The sequence below is a fragment of the Streptomyces sirii genome (genome assembly GCF_045690365.1).
Taxonomy (GTDB): domain Bacteria; phylum Actinomycetota; class Actinomycetes; order Streptomycetales; family Streptomycetaceae; genus Streptomyces; species Streptomyces sirii.
Map to the genome: position 1 here is coordinate 7,133,246 of NZ_CP147982.1, position 20,396 is coordinate 7,153,641.

Annotated in this window: 17 protein-coding genes and 1 pseudogene; 8 read left to right on the forward strand and 10 right to left on the reverse strand. The window is 69.7% G+C overall.

Going from position 1 to position 20,396, the window contains the following annotated elements:
- The first annotated feature begins 396 nt into the window (after positions 1 to 396).
- Positions 397 to 1,140, forward strand: a complete 744-nt coding sequence (locus WAB15_RS31695) for an SDR family oxidoreductase (RefSeq protein ID WP_407288324.1) — start codon at positions 397 to 399, stop codon at positions 1,138 to 1,140.
- Positions 1,141 to 1,200: 60 nt separating this feature from the next.
- Positions 1,201 to 1,523 (forward strand): annotated as a pseudogene (locus WAB15_RS31700) (ISAzo13 family transposase); the annotation flags it as partial.
- Between the two features lie 261 nt (positions 1,524 to 1,784).
- Here WAB15_RS31700 and WAB15_RS31705 read toward each other — a convergent pair.
- The gene (locus WAB15_RS31705; protein ID WP_407288325.1) at positions 1,785 to 2,924 is read right to left on the reverse strand and encodes an alkene reductase; all 1,140 of its coding nucleotides are present in this window, start codon (positions 2,922 to 2,924) and stop codon (positions 1,785 to 1,787) included.
- Positions 2,925 to 2,995: 71 nt separating this feature from the next.
- Between WAB15_RS31705 and WAB15_RS31710 the strand changes: the two genes are divergently transcribed.
- From WAB15_RS31710 to WAB15_RS31725, 4 genes are all read left to right on the forward strand, one after another.
- Positions 2,996 to 3,406 carry a MerR family transcriptional regulator gene (locus WAB15_RS31710; protein WP_407288326.1) on the forward strand — a complete coding sequence of 137 codons (411 nt, stop codon included), beginning with the start codon at positions 2,996 to 2,998 and terminating at the stop codon, positions 3,404 to 3,406.
- A 213-nt stretch (positions 3,407 to 3,619) separates the two neighbouring features.
- Positions 3,620 to 4,576, forward strand: a complete 957-nt coding sequence (locus WAB15_RS31715) for a GlxA family transcriptional regulator (protein ID WP_407288327.1) — start codon at positions 3,620 to 3,622, stop codon at positions 4,574 to 4,576.
- 108 nt (positions 4,577 to 4,684) lie between these two features.
- Positions 4,685 to 5,683, forward strand: a complete 999-nt coding sequence (gene gap / locus WAB15_RS31720; protein ID WP_407288328.1) for a type I glyceraldehyde-3-phosphate dehydrogenase — start codon at positions 4,685 to 4,687, stop codon at positions 5,681 to 5,683.
- A gap of 383 nt (positions 5,684 to 6,066) precedes the next feature.
- A complete protein-coding gene (locus tag WAB15_RS31725; protein WP_407288329.1) occupies positions 6,067 to 7,164 on the forward strand; it encodes a glycosyltransferase family 2 protein in 1,098 nt (365 codons plus the stop codon).
- Between the two features lie 46 nt (positions 7,165 to 7,210).
- Here WAB15_RS31725 and WAB15_RS31730 read toward each other — a convergent pair whose 3' ends face one another.
- Positions 7,211 to 9,160, reverse strand: coding sequence for an ADP-ribosyltransferase domain-containing protein (locus WAB15_RS31730; protein ID WP_407288330.1), 1,950 nt, complete (start codon positions 9,158 to 9,160; stop codon positions 7,211 to 7,213).
- 84 nt (positions 9,161 to 9,244) lie between these two features.
- Between WAB15_RS31730 and WAB15_RS31735 the strand changes: the two genes are divergently transcribed.
- The gene (locus WAB15_RS31735) at positions 9,245 to 9,922 is read left to right on the forward strand and encodes a macro domain-containing protein (protein WP_407288331.1); all 678 of its coding nucleotides are present in this window, start codon (positions 9,245 to 9,247) and stop codon (positions 9,920 to 9,922) included.
- A 180-nt stretch (positions 9,923 to 10,102) separates the two neighbouring features.
- On the opposite strand, the gene WAB15_RS31740 is transcribed toward WAB15_RS31735, so the two are convergent.
- From WAB15_RS31740 to WAB15_RS31750, 3 genes are all read right to left on the reverse strand, one after another.
- The gene (locus tag WAB15_RS31740; RefSeq protein ID WP_407288332.1) at positions 10,103 to 11,956 is read right to left on the reverse strand and encodes a glycoside hydrolase family 35 protein; all 1,854 of its coding nucleotides are present in this window, start codon (positions 11,954 to 11,956) and stop codon (positions 10,103 to 10,105) included.
- A gap of 216 nt (positions 11,957 to 12,172) precedes the next feature.
- Positions 12,173 to 12,586: a hypothetical protein gene (locus tag WAB15_RS31745; protein WP_399146304.1), complete on the reverse strand. Its 414-nt coding sequence runs from the start codon at positions 12,584 to 12,586 to the stop codon at positions 12,173 to 12,175.
- A gap of 137 nt (positions 12,587 to 12,723) precedes the next feature.
- Positions 12,724 to 13,968, reverse strand: a complete 1,245-nt coding sequence (locus WAB15_RS31750) for an MFS transporter (RefSeq protein ID WP_407288333.1) — start codon at positions 13,966 to 13,968, stop codon at positions 12,724 to 12,726.
- A 162-nt stretch (positions 13,969 to 14,130) separates the two neighbouring features.
- On the opposite strand from WAB15_RS31750, the gene WAB15_RS31755 reads away from it, so the two are divergent.
- Positions 14,131 to 15,060, forward strand: a complete 930-nt coding sequence (locus WAB15_RS31755; RefSeq protein WP_407288334.1) for a LysR family transcriptional regulator — start codon at positions 14,131 to 14,133, stop codon at positions 15,058 to 15,060.
- Between the two features lie 78 nt (positions 15,061 to 15,138).
- Here the strand turns inward: WAB15_RS31755 and WAB15_RS31760 are convergent, their stop codons facing one another.
- The 5 genes from WAB15_RS31760 to WAB15_RS31780 form a co-directional block, all read right to left on the reverse strand.
- Positions 15,139 to 15,918, reverse strand: a complete 780-nt coding sequence (locus tag WAB15_RS31760) for a sirohydrochlorin chelatase (protein WP_407288335.1) — start codon at positions 15,916 to 15,918, stop codon at positions 15,139 to 15,141.
- 4 nt (positions 15,919 to 15,922) lie between these two features.
- Positions 15,923 to 16,873 (reverse strand): ABC transporter permease, encoded by a 951-nt coding sequence (locus WAB15_RS31765; RefSeq protein ID WP_407288336.1) that lies wholly within the window; start codon positions 16,871 to 16,873, stop codon positions 15,923 to 15,925.
- Positions 16,860 to 17,687, reverse strand: a complete 828-nt coding sequence (locus WAB15_RS31770; protein WP_407288337.1) for an ABC transporter ATP-binding protein — start codon at positions 17,685 to 17,687, stop codon at positions 16,860 to 16,862. The genes WAB15_RS31765 and WAB15_RS31770 overlap by 14 nt, the downstream gene beginning before the upstream one ends.
- 37 nt (positions 17,688 to 17,724) lie before the next feature.
- Positions 17,725 to 18,828 (reverse strand): aliphatic sulfonate ABC transporter substrate-binding protein, encoded by a 1,104-nt coding sequence (locus WAB15_RS31775; RefSeq protein ID WP_407288338.1) that lies wholly within the window; start codon positions 18,826 to 18,828, stop codon positions 17,725 to 17,727.
- 223 nt (positions 18,829 to 19,051) lie between these two features.
- Positions 19,052 to 20,395: a sulfate adenylyltransferase subunit 1 gene (locus tag WAB15_RS31780; RefSeq protein WP_407288339.1), complete on the reverse strand. Its 1,344-nt coding sequence runs from the start codon at positions 20,393 to 20,395 to the stop codon at positions 19,052 to 19,054.
- Position 20,396: the final 1 nt, after the last annotated feature.

Sequence of the window (20,396 nt, forward strand, 5' to 3'; positions counted from 1 at the left end):
CGCAGTCCGGGCACCCCGGAGATTCCATGCGCATGGCGCGAGTATGCGTAGCCCTGTCAGCCATGGGCTTGAGTACGCGTACTCAATGTCGGTGCCCGTCCGCAAACTTCATCGCGCGTCATGGAGCTGGCGAGTGTGGGCCGCGGAGGGGTGTGCGGCCGTGGGGCGCGTGGTGACAGCCTGGAGGAGATGGGGAGGGCGGGGCTTCTGGGCGTGCAACGGGGGCGCCGGATCTGCCCCCTTCGTGGCGGCGGCGCCGCTTCGGGTGAAGCGCTGGGAGACGCCTTCAGCGCCGTGATCGGCAATGGCGTGGACGCGGGGGCCCGGCACGACTTAGCGTCGGGGCGGCGATGACGCCGCACTTCCGCGCGCACCGCACCAGCACACGGGGAGACCATGTCCAACGGGAACACGTCCATCGAGAGCACCGAAGCGCCCGTCACTTTCATCACCGGCGGGTCGAGCGGGATCGGGGCGGAGACCGTGCGCCGCCTGCTGGCCCTCGGCCATCGGGTCGCGGCGACCGGGCGCAGCACGAAGAAGCTGGCCGTACTGGCCGAGGCCGCGGCACAGGCGGGCGCGGGCGACCGGCTGCTGACGTTCGAGGGGGACGCGGCGGACTGGGGGCAGGTGTCGTCGGCGATTGAGGAGACCGTGCGCGTGTTCGGGCGCCTGGACTACGCGATCGCCAACGCCGGGTACGCGACCAACGGCACCGTCGAGACCGGCGACCCCGAGGAGTGGCGGGGCATGGTGCTCACCAACGTCCTGGGCCCCGCACTGCTGGTGCGGGCGGCGCTCCCGGCGCTCAAGGCGTCGCAGGGTCGGATCGTGCTGATCGGGAGCGTCGCGGGGTTCAAGAACACGCCCGGCAACCTCTACTCGATGACGAAGTTCGCGGTGACCGGGCTGGCGGAGAACGTCCGCATGCTGACGACCGGGTACGGGGTCGGTACGACGCTGATCGCGCCGGGCCGGGTGCTGACGCCGTTCTGGGACGACCGCCCCGGCGGCGCCGACGCGGCGGGCGCGATGATCTCCGCCGAGCACCTGGTGGACACCGTCGTGTGGGCGATCTCCCAGCCACGCGGCGTGGACGTGAACACGCTGGTGGTCCGGCCGATCGGCCAGCCGAACTAAGAGCTCGCAGGAGAACACCGTGTGGCTTCCTGCCCTGCCGATCGTTGACCTGGTACGGGCATAGCAAGTGAGGTCAAGGACCAACTCGCTGCGAAGTTTGAGGTGTTGTTTCGCCACCTGGATGAGCGGCAGCGGCGTCTGCTAGCTGGGACCGAGACCCGGATTCTGGGGCATGGCGGGATCCGGGCTGTCGCGTCGGCGTCCGGGATGAGCGAGGCCACAGTTCGCAAAGGCGTGTACGAGCTGGAATCGGGTGAAGCGCCGCTCGGGCGGGTGAGGCGTCCCGGCGGCGGGCGGAAGAAGGCCACCGAGGTGATCCCGGGCTGCGCCCGCCCCCGCTCGCCAGGCCCTCGGACGTTGGGCGCTGGGTTTCTCCGGCTCGGCGAGCCGGCCAGGACGTTGTTGTCGAACTCGGTGTCGGCCGGGGTGAGATCGGCGGCCGGCGGGCAGTCGCGGCGCTGGTTGGTCCTGCGAGCTTCCGGGGGGGCGGGTGGCCCAGGGGGGGGCAGGGCGCGTGGGGCGTCCTGTGTCCATCACCCGTTCGACCATCAGCCGCGGTTCACGGCAGGTCACGTCCTCGATGAGCTCGAGGTGGGATGCGACAGAGGGGCCCCGGCAGTACGGGCGGCCCTGGCTCGAGGTGGTCACGATCCGACGGGTTCGGGCGTCTCGGCTCGGTTCTGGGCGGCGGTCAGCACGGGATAGTCGGTGTACCCGGTCTCACCGCCCGTGTACATCAGGCCCTGGTCTCGTACCTGGTTGATCGGCGCACCGGTGCGCAGTCGTTCGACCAGGTCAGGGTTGGCGAGGAAGGGGCGGCCGAGTGAGATCAGGTCGGCTCCTGCCGCGAGAAGCCGCTCGCCTTCGTGCTTTCCGCCGTCGGCCGGCAACGGCTTCCCCCACCCGAGGACCGGGTTGGCGATCAGCGTGCCCGGCCAGGTCTTACGGATCTCCTGGAAGAGGGGCTGGTCCGGATCCGCGAAGACGATGTGCAGGTAGGCGAGGCCGACATCGGCCAGGGCAGTGATGAGCGCCGGGTAGATGTCCTCGGTATCGCCCTCGTCTATGCCGTTGACGGTGAGTCCGGGCGCGATCCGCACGCCCACCCGCTCGGGGCCGATCGCTTCGGCGACGGCCTGGACCACCTCGACCGTGAACCGAATGCGGTCGGCCACCGATCCACCGTAGGCGTCAGTGCGGTGGTTGGTTCCCTTCGCCAGGAACTGGTGCAGAAGGTAGCCGTTGGCGGCGTGCACCTCCACACCGGCAAAGCCGGCGTCGACGGCGTTGCGGGCGGCAGCGGCGAAGTCGGTCACGGTGGAGTGGATCTCGCCGACCGTCATCTCACGGGGCACGACGGCGTTCTGGTGCCCGCTGGGAGTGAAGATCGTGTCCGGAAGCGGGACCGGAGAGGGCGCAACCGGGGCCAACCCGCTGGTGTCGGGGTGGCCGACCCGGCCACCGTGCTGAAGCTGCAAGAACATCCGGCCGCCCGCAGCGTGCACGGCGTTGGTGACGCGTCGCCAACCGGCCACATGTGCCTCGTTGTAGATCGCGGTGATGTCGGGGTAGGTCTGCCCCACGGCGTTCGGAGTGGATGCCTCGGCGATGATCAGCCCCGCTGAGGCACGCTGGGCGTAGTAGGTGGCCATGATCGGTTGCGGGACGCCGTCGGCGCCGGCGCGGTTGCGGGTCATTGGTGCCATCACCAAACGGTTCGGCATGCGCAGGGCGCCGAGGCGGGTGGGCTCGAAGAGGCTGGAGGCAACCGGTGTGTTCGTCATGCCGGTACGGTAGGAGTTGACACTGGTGTCAGGTTCAAGCCCAAGCCCTGGGGCGGCATGCGAGGTGGGGAATGCGGATCGGTGAACTGGCTCGGCACAGTGGCGTGAGCGCGCGTTCGCTGCGCTACTACGAGACGCAGGGGCTGCTGAGGGGCGAGCGTACTCCGGGAGGCCAACGGCATTACGGCGAGTGGGCGGTCGACCGGGTCATCCGCATTCAGGCCCTCTACGCCGCGGGGTTGAACAGCAAGAAGATCGCGCAGCTGCTCCCCTGCATGCGGGACGTGGACGGGGCCCCCAGCGAGAACGCCACGCCACGGCTGGTCAACGACCTCACTGCGGAACGAGATCGCATCAATCGAATGATCACCGACCTCGTCCGCTCCCGCGACGTCCTGGACGAAGTCATCGCCACTGCCTCGGCCGGCGTACACGCCTCCACGATCTCCCGCGCTGACACGGCTGGAGCCAATCGCGGATAGTGGGCCAATCGTCAGAGGCTGTGCGCGAGGGTGGAGAGCGTGGAGGGTAGAGGTTCCTCTCGAGCGCGGGGTTGGTCTCGGATCGGCTGGAGGCGGGCGAAGGCTGGGGCGGGCGGTGGACTGCAAGGTGGAAGACAGCCCGGCCGGTGTGTCGTCGTCCGTCCGGTTCGCGCTGTGGGCGTATCGAAGTCACGCCCCACGTACCCTCTTCCTGTGTCAGCCTCCCGCCTGCATCGCGTCGCCGTCCTCGTGCTCGAGGGTGCGAAGCCGCTCGATGTCGGAATTCCCGCGCAGGTTTTCACGACCCGCGCGAGCATGCCGTACGAGGTGCGGGTGTGCGGGGCGAGCCCCGGTCTCGTGACCGGCGGCGATGGCCTGGCGTACTACGTCGACCATGGCCTCGACGCCCTTGCATGGGCCGACATCGTCTTCGTCCCCGGCTACCGGTTCCCGGACCGCGACGACCCGCCGCAGGCCGTCATCGACGCACTGATCGCCGCCCACGACCGGGGCGCGCGGCTCGCCGCCATCTCGACGGGCGCCTTCGCGCTCGCCGCCACGGGCCTGCTCGACGGCAGGCGCGCCACGACGCACTGGCACTACACACGGGCACTCGTGGCCAGGCACCCGCTCGTCCAGGTCGACGAGAACGTACTGTTCGTCGACGAGGGCAGCGTGCTCACCTCGGCCGGCGCCGCCTCCGGCATCGACCTGTGCCTGCACATCCTGCGCGGTGACCTCGGAGTGGCCGCGTCCAACCACGCGGCCCGGCGTCTGGTCGCGGCCCCCTACCGCAGCGGCGGCCAGGCCCAGTACGTGCCGCGCAGTGTCCCCGAGCCGCTCGGCGAGCGGTTCGCCGCCACCCGAGAGTGGGCGCTGCACCGACTCGGCGAGCCCCTCACCCTCGACATGCTGGCGCGGCAGGCCGAGGTCTCGCCGCGCACGTTCTCCCGCCGCTTCGTCGAGGAGACCGGCTACACGCCGATGCAGTGGGTGATGCGCGCCCGCATCGACCTGGCCCGCGAACTGCTCGAGCGCTCGCAGCGCAGCGTCGAACAGATCGCCGCCGACGTCGGGCTCGGCACCGGCGCGAACCTGCGGCTGCACTTCCAGCGCATCCTCGGCACCACACCGAGCGAGTACCGGCGCACCTTCACCCGGGGCGAGTAACCCTGCCCGGTACCGCGTGGCGGGATCCTTTTGAACCGTGGCGATACCGCCACTGTCGGCGGCGCCGGCCGCGGGCGAGCCTGGTGGCGAAGGGAAGGGACACCACTCATGACTCGCATCGCCATCAACGGATTCGGCCGCATCGGACGCAATGTGCTGCGCGCACTGCTCGAACGCGACAGCGCCCTGGAGATCGTCGCCGTCAACGACCTGACGGAGCCCGCCACGCTCGCCCGGCTGCTCGCCTACGACAGCACGGCCGGCCGGCTCGGGCGCCCGGTGACCGCCGACGGGAACGCCCTCGTCGTCGACGGCCGTCGGATCACGGTGCTGGCCGAGCGCGAACCGGCGCAGCTGCCGTGGGCCGAACTCGGCGTCGGCATCGTCCTGGAAGCCACCGGCCGCTTCACCTCGGCGAAGGCAGCCCGCTCGCACCTCGACGCGGGCGCGAAGAAGGTACTCGTCAGCGCGCCGTCGGACGGCGCCGACGTCACCCTCGCGTTCGGGGTCAACACCGACGCCTACGACCCGGCCGTGCACACGATCGTCTCGAACGCGTCCTGCACCACCAACGCACTCGCGCCGCTGGCCAAGGTCCTGGACGACCTCGCCGGCATCGAGCACGGGTTCATGACGACGGTGCACGCCTACACGCAGGAGCAGAACCTCCAGGACGGCCCGCACCGCGACGCCCGCCGCGCCCGTGCCGCCGGCGTCAACATCGTCCCGACCACGACCGGCGCCGCCAAGGCGATCGGCCTGGTGCTGCCGAACCTCGACGGCAAGCTGTCGGGCGACTCGATCCGCGTACCGGTGCCGGTGGGCTCGATCGTCGAACTCAACACGACCGTCGCCCGCGACGTGACGCGCGAGGACGTGCTGGCGGCGTACCGCACCGCAGCGGAGGGACCGCTCGCCGGCATCCTCGAGTACTCGGAGGACCCGCTCGTGTCGTCCGACATCACGGGCAATCCCGCATCATCGATCTTCGACTCGGCCCTCACCCGCGTCGACGGCCGCCACGTCAAGGTGGTCGCCTGGTACGACAACGAGTGGGGCTTCTCGAACCGCGTGATCGACACGCTCGAACTCCTCGCCACCCACTGACCGGACGCCGGGTGGTACCCGCCTCCTGCGACCGCGCCGGCCAGCACTTCCTTCGGGCGCTCTGGTTGACCAGTCGGGCAACCAGAGCGCCCAGTCACCGAAGCGGGTCCGCCCGGCCTAGGGAGGGGGCGGGAGCATGCGGGTACTTCCGCCGGCCGTGATGAGCCCGCGAACTCCCCTCGCGTCGGACGACCAACTCGGCCGCAGCTCCCGAAAGTTATCCACAGGAGTTGACCGCTGAAAGCGCGCCCAGCCCGACTTCGCTACTGTCGGTGACATGCACGGAGGACTGCCGTTCATCGGCATCAGCACCATCATCTACGGCCTGATCGGCCTGATCGCCGCCGCGGTCGGCGCGATCCGTACCACGGGGGGAGCTCGTCATGCACACCATCACCGTCATCGTGCCAGCTCACAACGAGGAGGAGGGGTTACCCTCCACGCTGGAGTCCCTCGCCTGCCAAACGCTCCGGCCTGACCGCATCCTGGTCGTGGACGACGCCTCCACGGACCGCACGGGCGAGGTGGCCTCATCACACGGCGTGACGGTGCTCCGTCCGCCGCGCAACCTCGGCAGCAAGGCCAAAGCTCAGAACTACGCCCTTCCGCACTGCACCACCGACCTGGTCCTGGCCGTCGACGCGGACACCGTCCTCGCCCCGGACTACATCGAGACCGTCGTCCCCGTTTTCGACGACCCAGCCGTCTCCATCGCGGCGGGCATGGTCCGCACCCGCCACACCCGCACGATCTGGGAACGCGGACGCTCCACCGAATATCTCTTCGGCTTCCACTGGCACCGCCCCATTCAGGCCCGCGCCAACAGCCCCATGGTCTGCTCCGGCTGCTGCTCCGTCTTCCGCCGCGACGACCTGATGTCCTTCGGCGGCTTCCCCGAACGCACCATCGTCGAGGACATGGACTACACCTGGTCCCAGCAACTCGCCGGCAGACGTGCGGTCTACGTCCCCGACGCCGTCGCCCTGGCCGCCGACCCGGAGGACCTCACCTACCTCCGCAAACAGGTCTGGCGCTGGATGGCCGGCTTCTGCCAGAACGTCCGACTCCACCTGGGCCGGCTGATCCTGCGCAAACCTCTCCTGGCGCTCTGGGTGCTTCTCGCCCTCTTCGAGATCCTCACCGCCCCCCTGTGGTGGGCAACGCCGTTCCTGGCCGCCGCCACCACCGGTCAGCCGCTCCCGCTGACCGTCACCTGGTGGGCCGGAGCCGAACTCCTCCTCACCGCCCCACCCCTGATCTACGCCGCCCACCGCCGCAAACTCCCCCTGACCGGCGTCCTGTTGAACCTCCCCTGCGTCTACGCCACCAAGGCCGTCAATCTCGTCTACGCCTGGAAGGCCCTCGTCGTGGAACTGCTCCTGGTGCCACTCCATTTGGCGCGAGGCCTGACGGTGTACGAGAAGGGGCGAGCCGACACCTCGTCCGGCCGAACGGCAGTGGCGGGAGCGGGAGCGGGGTGAGTATGAGCGCAGCGAGGCCGGCTCTGCCCTGGATACGAGGGGCTGTTCAGGACACCAGGGTCTGCTCCTCCAGCTCGGTCAGCTTTACGGTGCACAGGCCGCCGCGCTCGGCCGTTACGTCCGTCACCTTGAGCTGCGTGCCCGGCGAGAGGATGAACTCCTCCTCGTCGGTGAACGCGGAGAAGCTGTGGATTCCCACGGCCCGGACGGGGCGCACCTCGAAGAGCGTCCGCTTGCCGCGGTTGCCGAGAAACGCCCGGGCCACGCCGATCTTCGACGTACAGGAGGAAACGCCCCACCAGGTCACGGTCCGTCCGAGCGGGTACTGCGCACGCAGGTCCAGGGACACCCCGCGCCACAACGACTCCGTGCGGGCGGGAAGCTGCGACATCGCCGAGAACAGCAGCCGGAGATAAGGGAGGTACGGAACGATTCTGGTCCGGTCCGGAGAGCGCAGGATGGCGTTGATCTCCCGGTAGAACGCGGACTCGCAGGTATAGAGGTAGAGGGCGGCGATCGCGTCGGCGGGCAGGCTGCCGGTCACCTCGTCCGCCCGCCTCTTGCCGAATTCATGCGACAGCTCGACGTGCCGATCGAGCCCGGACAGCAGTTTGGCGACCGGGCCGACGGCGTCGCGGAAGTCCATGAGCGGCGTGTCGAAGACACCGGTGATCGCGGGGAGGACGAGCCCCTCGTCCTTTACGCCGGCGAGCCGTTCGAGGTAGAGCTGATGAAGCTCCATCGTGGACGCGATGAACGCGCCCATGCGTTCGGCGAGGTCGCCGTTCGTCCCGTCGGCCTCCGCCGCGAGCTCGTTCCATCCTGTGCTCGGCAGCCAGTCGATCTCATCGGCGCCCAACGATGCGAGGGCCGCGTTCACCGTGCCGAAATGGTCGCCTTCGCAGAAGATGTCGCCCTGCGCCGCGGGATTGGGGTGGTCGATATGGCGGACCTCGACCTCGGGGTACTTCTCCTGGAGTCGGAGGACGACCTTTTTCAGATTGCGCGCGTGCGCTCCCCACCAGGCGAAGACGACACCACGGTCCTCCTCGTCGGCGTTCTGTTTGGCCTTGAGGATCTCTTCGACGATCCGCTCGGCGACCGGACGCCAGAACGCGGTGTGCCGGTCGGGACCCGTCGTCCCGTCACTGCTGGCGGTGAGTGCCGCGTTCAGCAGCAGCACACCCTGCGTGAGCATCGCCTGGAACCACTCCGGTGGTTGGACGGTGTCCTGCTCCTTCAGCAGCGCGCGAATGTCGGCAATAGGGGTCTTCTTGGGTATGCCGTACTTCCACATCGCCGCGGCCTTGATGATGCAGCGGATGCTGACGACCCTGCCGAACTGGCTGTCCTTCCAGTTATGGAAGGCGTTGTCGAACATGGCGATACCCGTGGCGCTTTCCGGCCGCGGATACGGGTTCTGGCCGAAGACGACGACCTTCCACTTGTGGGGTGGATGAGGCTTGAGAGCCTGGAAGGTCAATTCACGGACGGGGACGACCTCCGGTCCGCGGCCCGGCCCCATGAACGTGGCCGCGTCCGGCTGCGCCTCGATGGCCGGCTTCAGCAGGGGAAGCCACGGTTCACCGCCGCCCTTGAACAGTTCGGCGAGGGCCAGCGGGTCATTCGGGTCGGGCGTGGCAGGGGTGTGGGCATCGCTCATTGTGGCGGAACTCCGAATTATCAAACCGTACTTGAGGGCATGATCGACGAGGTGAATTGGCGAGGTGAATTGGGGAGGTGAATTGGGGAGGTGAATTGGGGAGGTGAATTGATGGGTGGGTTGGTGAGGAAGGTTGGTGGGGCAGGGTGGTGAAGCAGTGAAAGTCGATTTCCTTGCAGAGTGCTGGATGTGATGCTGGAGAGCCTCAAATGGCGTGCATTCGGGCAGGCGTCGACGCTCGTCGAGGGTGGGGGAATCCAGGCCCTGACCGGCGGAAATCTGGCGGCAGGCTAGCACCGGGTCGGTGGGCTGGCAATCGTGACGAGAGGTCACCAACTGCTGCTGACAGCGGCGTTGTCAGTGGGTCAGGGTAGCGTCGTGAGCGGTGGAAGGACCGTCTCTCAAGGGGAGTGGATTATGACCGTTAACCGCGCTCAGTCGCCGCTTAGGGTGGTGTTGACCGACATCAACACGAAGGTGGTGGAGGCCTGGCGGGCGGCGTTCGCCGACACCCCCGCGATCGAGATCCGCAAGGGCTCGATACTCGATGAGAAGGTCGATGCCTGGGTCAATCCGACCAACTCCCGGGGCCTGATGGACGGCGGCGTCGACGCGGTCATCAAGCGGCATATCGGGGCGGGCGTCCAACTGCGCGTGCAGCGGGCGATCCGCGATCAGTTCGCGGGAAGGCTGCCGGTGGGCAGCGCGGTGTGCGTGCGGTCCGGGGCGGTCAATCCGAAGTTCCTGATATCGACGCCGACGATGGAAGCCTCCTGTCAGAACGTGAGCGAGACGCTGAATGTGGCCCTCGCATGCGCCGCCGCGTTCCAGGCGATCCACCGGCAGAACAAGGAGGCGCCCGGAAGCATCGAGTCGGTGGCGCTGGTCGGCATGGGCGCCCATACCGGCCGGGTGCCGGCACAGGTCTGCGCCAACCTGATGTGGACGGGCTACACGCTGTTCAACGACTTCCACTTCGAGGACTACGACGAGCTGCGCGGCACGATCACCGCGCAGCTCGACGACATCGAGAACGCACCCGACGAAAGGCGGGTACGCATCGCCCCGCCCCAGCGCCCCGCCTCCCGCCGCTGACGGGCGTCCGGGGCTCCTAGGCCGTCTCTTTCGGATCTTGCCTGACCCGTGGCGTCTGACACGGCACCTCGCCGCGTTGTCGGGTCGCCCGAGTACGTCCAGTACGCGGGCGACCCTCCGCCTTGCGATGCACCGCGCCAGACGCCACGGGCTTAACCGGCAAGATCCGAAAGAGACGGCCTAGCCGATATCGGGCGCCGACCGCACTTCGATCCCGTCGCCGGTCCGCTCCATCTCCAGTACGACGAGCTCGTTCCGGCCCCTCCGCCACAGATGGCTCGGTGCGTAGAGGGTGACCTGCGGTCCCAGGGACCAGTAGCGGCCGAGCGCGAACCCGTTGAGCCAGACCATGCCCTTGTCCCAGCCGGGGAAGGCGAGGAAGCCGTCGGCGGGGGTGTCGACATGGATCCGGGCTCGGTGGAACGCGGGGCCGGTCGGTGTGCTTCCGCTGCCGAACTTCAGGGCCGAGAGGTCGTCCAGGGGCAGTCGGCGGATCTCCCAGTCGCGCAGTTCCGCGTCGTCGAGGAGGACCTGTCCGCTGATTCCCTTGGGGTCGTTGAGGCCCTGGCCGAAGTTGACCCGCCCGGTGGGGTCGACCAGCAGGTCGAGGGTGCTGGAGGCGCCGGAAACGGTGAAGTCGACGGTGTGGGACGGCTGGTTGCGGTCGAAGGTGCCGATGCGCCAGCCGTCGCCGTACACCAGCGCACGGTCGCCGAGCCCCGTGATCCGCAGGCGCCTGGTCCCCTGCGGCCCGCGCACCCGGGTGCGGTAGTGGATCAGTCCGTGCGGCTGCCCGAGGGCCTCCATGTGGACGGGGTTTGTATGGTGCACCGGAGCGCCGCTCAGTACGTCGAGGGATTTCATCAGCGGTAGCGACTCGCGGACGGTGATCTTCTGGGCCGGCATCCGGCGTGGTGTGGCCGGCAGGGGAGTGTTCGGGAGGGTGGTGTATTCGGCGAGCACCTCGCGCACCTTGTGGAACTTCTCGGTGAGTTCGCCGGATTCGCTGATCGGGGAGTCGTAGTCGTAGCTGGTGACGGTGGGCTGGTAGGCGCTGCCGTGCAGGTTGGCCCCGGCGTCCCAGCCGAAGTTCGTTCCGCCCACCGCCATATAGAAGTTGATCGAAGCTCCCGCTTCGAGAATCTTTCGCACGTCGGCGGCGGTCTGCGCCGGGTCGGTGGTGTGGTGCCGCTCTCCCCAGTGGTCAAACCAGCCGTCCCAGAACTCCGTGCAGAACAGGGGCTTGTCCGGCTGGAATTTACGCAGTTCCGCGAAGGGTCCGGTGGGGTCCCCGGCGAAGTTGACGGTGGAGAGGAGGTCGGGGAGGCTGCCGGCCTCGAGCGCTTCCTGGGAGGCTCCGTTGGAGCAGAACAGGAGGCTGTCTATGCCCTGCGCCCGCATGGTGTCGCGCAGATGCTCCAGGTGTGCGTGGTCGTCGTCGTAGCTGCCGTACTCGTTCTCTACTTGCATGGCGATGACGGGCCCGCCGCGGGTGGCCTGCAGATCGACGAAGCGCGGCAGCAGTTCGGCGAACCAGGTGTCGACCGCTCGTTCGTAGGCGGGGTCGGAGCGGCGCAGGGGCGCGTCCTTGTTCTTCAGGAGCCAGGCGGGCAGGCCGCCGAAGTCCCATTCCGCGCAGATGTACGGCCCCGGTCGCACGATCACCTTGAGCCCGGCTTCGTCCGCGGTCCGTACGAAGGCGGCGACGTCGCGCCATCCGGTGAAGTCGGCCTTCTTCTCGTACGGTTGGTGGAAGTTCCAGGCGACATAGGTCTCCACGGTGTTCAGGCCCATGGCCCGCATCCGCAGCAGCCGGTCTCGCCAGTCCTTGGGGTGCGTCCTGAAGTAGTGGAAGGCGCCCGAGAGGATGCGGAACGGCTCGCCGTCCAGCAGGAATTCGTTGCCGCGGAGGGTCAGCCCGCGCGGGCTTTCGGCCTGGGCGAGGGTGCTGCGGCCGCTGCCCAGGGCGACGCCCACGGACGCGGCTCCCACCATGGCCGCGCTCACGAATCTCCGTCGGCTGAACTGCGTCATCTCTGCTCTCCTCGACTCGATCGGTCGTCGCCCAAGGTTCGAACATGTTCAGCGGTGCGCGTTTCTGTGCATTGAGAGTGTTGTGTAGAACAGAAAGGAACACAAGGGTTCGTGGTGGAGCGCAGTGCAGTGGCCGGTTCATCTCACGCAAAAGCGCGTGAGGCAACCGGTGTCGGTTGCCTCACGCGCTCTCGGGTCCGCGTGCGGAGGAGTGTGTCAGCAGGTGGCCGGGGGCGTCTCGAAAGTGTCGCCGCCGACCTTGATCAGGCCGACGTAGTTCCGGCCGCAGGGGTAGCTCATGTTCCAGGTGCTGTTGGCGCGCTCGTTCTTGCTGATGGTCTTCTGCGGGCCCCAGGTCGTACCGTTGGCGCGGAAGCCGAGGTGCGCCTTGATCGTCGAGCCGGCCTTCTTTGTGTAGAAGACCTCGATGCGCGACGGGCTGGTGTTCAGCGAGATGCAGAGCTGACCGTTGCTCATGCGGGTGCACTTGACCCGGTCGCTGCCCGACGCCGCGACCAGCTTCGAGGCCTGAGGCGAGGCGTCACGCTCGGCCGCGTGGGCGGGAGCGGCGAGGAGCGAAGTGCCGGCGGCGATACAGGCGGCGACAGTCAGCGAAATACGACGACTCATGTGGTCGTTCCCCCTTGTGATTGGTCATGATCAACATTGGCAGAATACCGGCCGTAGATCATGTTTTCTATAGGTTTCCGCGATGCCGGGGTGGCGGGGTGTCAGGGCGTCGTGGGCCTAATGCCGGGGTGCCGGGGTCAGGTGGCGACCGGTGCCGGCTTCCGTTCCCGACTCGGTGCGTTGTCGTGTCGGGGGAGGAGGAACGGCGTGGCCAGCAGGAACAGACCGGCGAGGGCGATCGCGGTGCGGGGGCCGGTGATGCCGGCCAGCAGGCCCCACAGTCCGGTCAGTGCCGCGGTGGCGGCCTTGGCGGTGACCGTCCACGCGGACAAGGCGCGGGCCACCTGGTCCGTCGCGGTGTGCTCCAGCCGATAGGTGGCGTACACCGTGTTGAACACGCCGATACAGGTGATCAGCCCGAGTTCGACGGCCATGACGAGCACCATCCCGGCGACTCCGGGGCCGACGAAGGCCAATCCGAGCGGCCAGCAGGCGCGCAGCGTGCCCGAGGCCAGCATCACCTTGCGCTGCCCGAACCGCGCGACGAGCGGCCCGGCCAGCCGTGAGCCGATCATGCCGCCGACGCAGGGCACCGCGAACGCGAGGCCGTACTGCCAGGGGGCGAAACCGAGGCGGCCGAGCATGAGGACGGCGAGCAGTGGCGCGGGCGCCATGATGAGGGCATTGACCAGGACCGTGTTGAACAGCAGCGGACGCAGCGTCGGGTGGGCGAGCAGGTATCGCCAGCCTTCGAGCAGGCCGCCCGCCCTGAGGCGTGGCGCGGCGGTGCGCGCGGGGCGTGGCTCGCCGCCGCCGATCGCGCGGATCCCGGCCGCCGAGAGCAGATAGCTGACGGCATCGGCCACCACGGTCACCATGGGGCCGAGCAATCCGATCGCGGTCGTGCCGAGCGGCGGTCCGATCAGGGTGGTGGTCCACGTCGTGCTCTCGAACCGCCCGTTCGCGACGAGGAGGTCCCGCGGCGGCACGAGCGACTTCAGGTACGCCCCGCTGGCCGCCCTGAAGGCGATGTCGGCCGCGGCCACGATGACCGACACCACCACGAGCTGGGCGAAGCCGAGCCGGCCGAGCGCGTACGCGGCGGGTAGGGACATCAGCGCCACGAACCGGGCCAGGTCCATCGCCACCATCACCGGCCGCTTGCGGCGGAACTCCACCCACGGCCCGAGCGGCACCGCCACCACCGCCCCCACCGCCAGCCCCGCGGCGGCCAGCACCGACACCTCCGCCGGCCCGGCGTGCAGCACCAGGATCGCGATCATGGGGAACGCGTCGAACGCGAGCCGGGTGCCGAACGCGCTGACCGCGTACGCCGCCCACAGCCACCCGAAACTCCGCCCCAGCGACCTCTTTGCCCCCATGCCCAGCCCCCTGGCCGTCGCCCTCACCCAACCCGGACAACCTCGCGTTGCCGTGACGTATCCAAGCCAGTGGCAGGCCCGCCGAGCAAACAACCGCTGTGCGTGGTGGGGTACAACCACGCGTTGTACGCAGAGGTGGAGCCGCCGCCTAGGGTGGTCGACGTGAATCTCGATGCCGTGCGCACCTTCGTCGCCGTCGCGGACGCGGGGCAGTTCCAGGAGGCCGCCGCCCAACTGTCGATCACCCAGCAGGCCGTCTCCAAGCGGGTCTCCACGCTGGAGCGGGACCTCGGGGTGCGGCTGTTCACCCGTACCGCGCGCGGGGCCCGGCTCACCATCGACGGGCAGGCGTTTCTGCCGCACGCCCGCGATCTGCTGCGGGCCGTGGAGCGGGCCGCCGCCTCCGTGCGCCCCGGCAGTCGCGCGCTGCGCGTCGATGTGATCGGCCGGCAGCTGGCCCCCGCGGCGCTGCTGCGCGACTTCCACCGCGCGCATCCCGGGACCGCGCTCGACGTCGTGACGCTCTTCGACGCCGACGCGGCCCTCGCCGCCGTCCGGTCCGGCACGATCGACGCGTCCTTCCGCGCCGTCACCCTGCCCGTGCGGCAGCTGCCCGACGGCATCGAGGCCGCCCGGGTCCTGCATGAGCCGATCCAGCTCCTCACCGGACCGGCCCACCGATTCGCCGCCGCCGGTTCGGTCGCCCCCGCTCAGCTCGCCGGCCACCGGATCTGGATGCCCGGCATCGTCACCGGGACCGAGTGGGCCGTCTACTACGACGACCTCGCCGCCGCGTTCGGGCTCACCATCGAGGTGACCGGCCCCGACTTCGGCACCGAGCCGCTGCTCGACACGATCGCCGACTCGGCGGTGCTGGCCACCTTCGTCGGCGAGCAGACCCGCCTCGTCTGGCCCGCCGACTGCGACCTGCGGCGCATCGACCTGCGCGACCCGACACCGGTCTATCCCCACTCGCTGATCTGGCGCGGCGACAACCCGCACCCCGCGCTGCGCACGCTCCGCGACTACCTCACTGCCAGGCGGCCCGGCCCGCACGACGCCGGGACGTGGCGGCCGGAATGGGCGCAGTGACCCACACCGGCACCGGTCCGACTCCCGCACCGTGGCTGGGGCTGGAGGCCGAAGTCCCGGCGCCCGAGCGCAGCGCTCTCAGGCGATCAGCGCCGGCACCTCACCGCGGGCGCCGGCCAGGACCGACTGGTCGTAGCGGCGCAGCATCAGCCGGGCCAGTTCGGGAGCGGCACCGAGGACGGGGGCGAGGACGTCGGCGCGGGCCTCGCGGGCACCGGCGGCGATCCGGTCCGGGAGGCGGCCGGGGGCGATGACGTACGGGGCGACGGCCACTCGGTGCACGCCCTCGGCGCGCAGCGCCCGTACGGCGTCGGCCGTGCGGGGAAGAGATGCGGAGGCGAACGCAGGTCGCACGGCACACCAACCAGCGGTGCGCCGCCACTCCCGCGCGATTTCAGCGATCACTGCGATCGCCTCCGGGTCCGAAGAGCCCGCCGAGGCCAGCACGACCCCGGTCGAGCGGCGGTCGCCGGGCCGCAGCCCGGCCTCGGCCAGCCGGCGCTCCAGCGCACCGGTCAAGAGGGGGGACGGGCCGAGCACCTCGGCCTGTCGGACGGTCAGCAGGGGCAGTCGCGCGGCGGCCTCGCGCAGCACCGACGGGATGTCGGCCTTCGCGTGGAACGCGCGGGTGAGCAGGAGCGGCAGCGCCACCACATCCCCTACCCCCTCGGCCGACAGGCGCTCCAGCACCCGCGGCACCCGGGGCGCGTTGAAGTCGAGATGGCCGACCTCGACGCGCAGCCCCGGCCGCAGCGCCCGTACCCGCGCGCAGAGCGCGGAGACGGTCGCCGCGTGCCGCGGGTCGCGGCTGCCGTGGGCGACGACGACGAGCGTGGGGGAGGCGGGGCGGATGTCCATGGCTTTAGCTCTTCACCAGCAGGCCGCGGCTGCGCAGCACCCGTCGCTCGATCGGTGCGAAGATCAGCAGCTCGATGCCGATGCCGACGATCAGGATCAGCAGGATCGCGCCCAGCACCCAGGACATGTCCTGCAGCTCGCGCCCCTGCTCCAGCAGCTGCCCCAGACCGGTGCCCAGATCGGGCGCGTTGACGATCAGTTCGGCGGCCATCAGCGAGCGCCAGGAGAACGCCCAGCCCTGCTTGAGGCCGGCGATGTAGCCGGGCAGCGCGGCCGGCAGCAGCACATGCCGCACCCCGGCCAGACCGGTCGCGCCGATGGTGCGGCCCGCCCGCAGATAGAGCGGGGATATCTGGTCGACGCCCGCCACCAGGCCGTTGGCGATGGAGGGTACGGCGCCCAGCAGCACCACCGCGTAGATGGTGGCGTCGCTCAGCCCGAACCAGATGATCGCCGCCGGGACCCAGGCCACCGAGGGCAGCGACTGCAGACCGCTCAGGATCGGGCCGATCGCGGCCCGTACGACCTTGACCTTGGCGACGATCAGGCCGAGTACCGTCCCCAGGGCGACCGAGGCCAGGAAGCCCAGGGCGCCGCGGGAGACGCTGGTCCACACGAAGTTCAGCAGAGTGCCCTCAAGCCACTTCTGCTGCAGCGAGCGGGCGACGTCCACGGGACTCGGCAGCAGGTAGTGCGCCTTGAGCTCGAAGTGGTAGGCGAGCTGCCACAGCCCCAGCACGATCGCGATGGCGACGAGCGGAGGCAGCGCCTTGGAGACGGTGGTGCGCAGCCACGGCTGCCGGGCGACGACCGTGGACTCCAGTGCGTCGAGGCCGGCCTCCAGACCGGCGATATCGCCGGAGGCGTCGCGCTTCTTCGCGACGGCGGTGTCGGCGGCCGAGGCGTCGCCGGTCGGTGCGGCGGCGGACTCGGCCGAGGTCTCAGTGCTGGCCATGGCGGCGGATCTCCCCACGGAGCTGTTCGGTGATCTCGATGGAAAGGTCGGCGACCGCGGCGTCCTCGATGCGGCGCGGCTGCGGGATGTCCACCCGCCACTCGCGTGCGATCCGGCCCGGTCGGGAGGACAGCAGCACCACCCGCTCGGCCAGCCGTACGGCCTCGCGGACGTTGTGGGTGACGAACAGCACCGAGAGGTTGCCGGCGGAGCCGCTGTCGTTCTGCTCCTGCCAGATGCGGGTCAGCTCGTCGTGCAGGACATCGCGGGTGATCGCGTCCAGCGCGGCGAACGGCTCGTCCATCAGCAGCAGTTGGCTGTCCTGGGCGAGCGCCCGGGCCATCGCGACGCGCTGGCGCATACCGCCGGAGAGCTCGTGCACCCGCTTGCCGTACGCGCCCTTGAGGCGGACGAGTTCGAGCAGCCGCTCGGCCTCGTCGCGGCGCTCGGCGCGCGGCACCCCGCGCAGCCGCAGCGCCAGTTCGATGTTGCGGCCCGCGGTCAGCCACGGGAACAGCGCGTGCTCCTGGAACATCAGGGCCGGCCGGCCGCCGGGCGTCTCGATGGTGCCGGCGGACGGCGCGTCGAGGCCGGCCACGAGGTTGAGCAGGGTGGACTTGCCGCAGCCCGAGGCCCCCAGGAGGCAGACGAACTCGCCGGGTGCCACATCGATGCTGATGTCGTCCAGCACATGCTGCTGTGCGCCGGTGCGGCCGAACGACTTCGAGACATGGTCGATGCGAGCCGCGTACGGCACGGTGGTGCCCGTGTCCGCCGTGGCGGGCTGCTGCTTGGTGAGCGTGGTGGTCGTCATCGGTGTCACCTCCTGGGGGAGTGCGGTGCTGTGCGGGCTACTTGCTGCCGAGGCCGGCGTCGTCGACCGGCTGCTTGCCCTCGGACTTGAGCACCTTGTTCAGCAGCGTGAGGTCGTAGATGCCCTTGAGGTCGGGCTTCTGCAGCAGACCCGCCTTGACGGCGTGATCGGCCTCCTGCTGGAGGGTGGCGGCCAGCGGGTCGTCGGTGACGTCGACGTTCTTGAACGCCGGGTCGAGGACGTCGTTGGGCAGCGGCTTGCCGGCGACCTCCGCCAGCTTGTCGTTGAGCGCCTTCTTCGCGTCGGCCGGGTGCGACCGGATCCAGGCGTTGGTCTTCACCGAGGCGCGCAGCACGGCCTCGACGGCCTTCGGGTGCTCCTTGAGGAACTTCTGCGAGACGATCACGTTCGTGATGACGAACTTGCCGTCCTTCCACAGCTTCTTCTCGTCCAGGATCGTCTTGCCGCCCGCGGCGATCAGCTTGGACGCGGTGGGCTCGGGTACCCAGGCACCGTCGATGGAGCCCTGCTCGAAGGCGGTCGGCGTCACCTTGTTGTCGGTGCGCTGGACGGTGACGTCGCCCTTGCCGGTGGTGGCGTCGACCTTGTAGCCCTTGCCGGCCAGGAAGTTCAGCAGCGCCACGTCCTGGGTGTTGCCCAGCTGGGGGGTCGCGATCGTCTTGCCCTTGAGGTCGTTGAGACCCTTGATCTTCTTGGGGTCGACGACGAGCGAGACACCGCCGGAGGCCGAGCCCGAGATGATCTTGAGGCTCTTGCCCTGCGACTTGGTGAAGCCGTTGATCGCGGGGGAGGGGCCGATCCAGCCGATGTCGATGGCGCCCGAGTTGAGCGCCTCGATCTCCGCGGGGCCCGCGTTGAAGGTGGCGGGCTTGATCGCCGTGCCGCCCAGTTCCTTCTGGAACAGGCCCTTCTGGAGGCCGATCAGGGGGGTGGCGTGCGTGGTGTTGCCGAAGAACCCGACCTTGACCTGATCGAGTCCGTCGATCTTGGCGCCCTTGGGGGCGACGCCGGCGGACGTTTCCTTCTTGGCCTCGGAGCCGTAGCCGCAGGCGCCCAGCGCGCCGATCAGGAGCGGGACGGTGGCGGCGGCCGCCAACAGGCGGTGACGAACGGCAGACACGGGAGGAGTTCCTCTCGGAGGGCCGGGGCAGCCGCGCCCGTACTAGGGCGCGCCCGGCGGAGCTATGGATCTTCGGAAGGGGGGCGTGGGGGGTACGGAGTCATGCATCGTCAGCACACACATCGGCCGACTCCGCCCTGTCCGCTCCCTAGGGCGCCGCTGCCGATGCGGCCGCCCTCCTTCGCGAAGGTCGAGAAGATGTCCTGGGTCGTTTCCGTCATGATCAGAAGTCCCATCCCTCGTCGTCCGCCGCCGGCGCCGGTGCGGCCTCCGCGGCCGCCTCCGCGAAGGCGGTGCCCGCCATCCCCGCGGTGAGCGTCGTCCCGTCCGCCGGGTCGATCAGCAGGAACGAGCCGGTGCGGCGGGAGTCGGCGTAGGCGTCCAGGGCCAGCGGCTCGGCCGTACGGACCACCACCCGCCCGATGTCGTTGGCGGCCAGCTCGCCGGGCGCCGGGTGCTGGGAGAGGTCGTCCAGCGTCAGCCGGGACGGGATGTCCTTCACGATCGCCTTGACCGTACGGGTGGTGTGCTTGAGCAGCACCCGCTGGCCGACGGTCAGCGGCCGGTCCGCCACATGGCAGACCGTCGCCTCGACGTCCTGGGAGACGGCCGGGGCCGCGGCGGTCGGCGCGATCAGGTCGCCGCGCGAGACGTCGATGTCGTCGGTGAGCCGGACGGTCACCGACTGCGGCGCCCAGGCGACGTCCACGGCCTGGCCCAGCGCGTCGATCGCCTCGATGGTGGTCGTACGGCCCGAGGGCAGCACGGTGACGGCGTCGCCGACGCGCAGCACGCCGGAGGCGATCTGGCCCGCGTAGCCGCGGTAGTCGGGGTGCTCGGCGGTCTGCGGGCGGATCACGTACTGGACCGGGAAGCGGCCGGGGTCGTCCGAGGGGTCGGCGACGACCGGCACCGTCTCCAGGTGCTCCAGCACGGTCGGGCCGCCGTACCAGTCCATGTTGGCCGACGGCGACACGACGTTGTCGCCGGCCAGTGCCGAGATCGGGATCGCGGTGATCTCCGGGACGCCCAGCGAGGCCGCGTACGTCGTGAACTCCTCGGCGATGGCGGCGAAGACCGGCTCGGCGTAGTCGACCAGGTCCATCTTGTTGACCGCGAGGACGACATGCGGGACGCGCAGGAGGGCGGCGACCGCGGCGTGCCGTCGGGTCTGCTCGACCACGCCGTTGCGGGCGTCGACCAGCACCACGGCGAGCTCGGCGGTGGAGGCGCCGGTGACCATGTTGCGGGTGTACTGCACATGCCCGGGGGTGTCGGCGAGGATGAAGCGGCGCCGGGGGGTGGCGAAGTAGCGGTAGGCGACGTCGATGGTGATGCCCTGCTCGCGCTCGGCGCGCAGCCCGTCGGTCAGCAGCGCCAGGTCGGGCGCCTCCTGCCCACGGCCCAGAGAGGCCCGCTCGACGGCCTCCAGCTGGTCGGAGAGCACCGACTTGGAGTCGTGCAGCAGCCGCCCCACCAGGGTGGACTTGCCGTCGTCGACGGAGCCGGCGGTGGCGAAGCGCAGCAGTGAGGTGGCACCCGCGTCCACGGTGTTGATCGTGCTCATG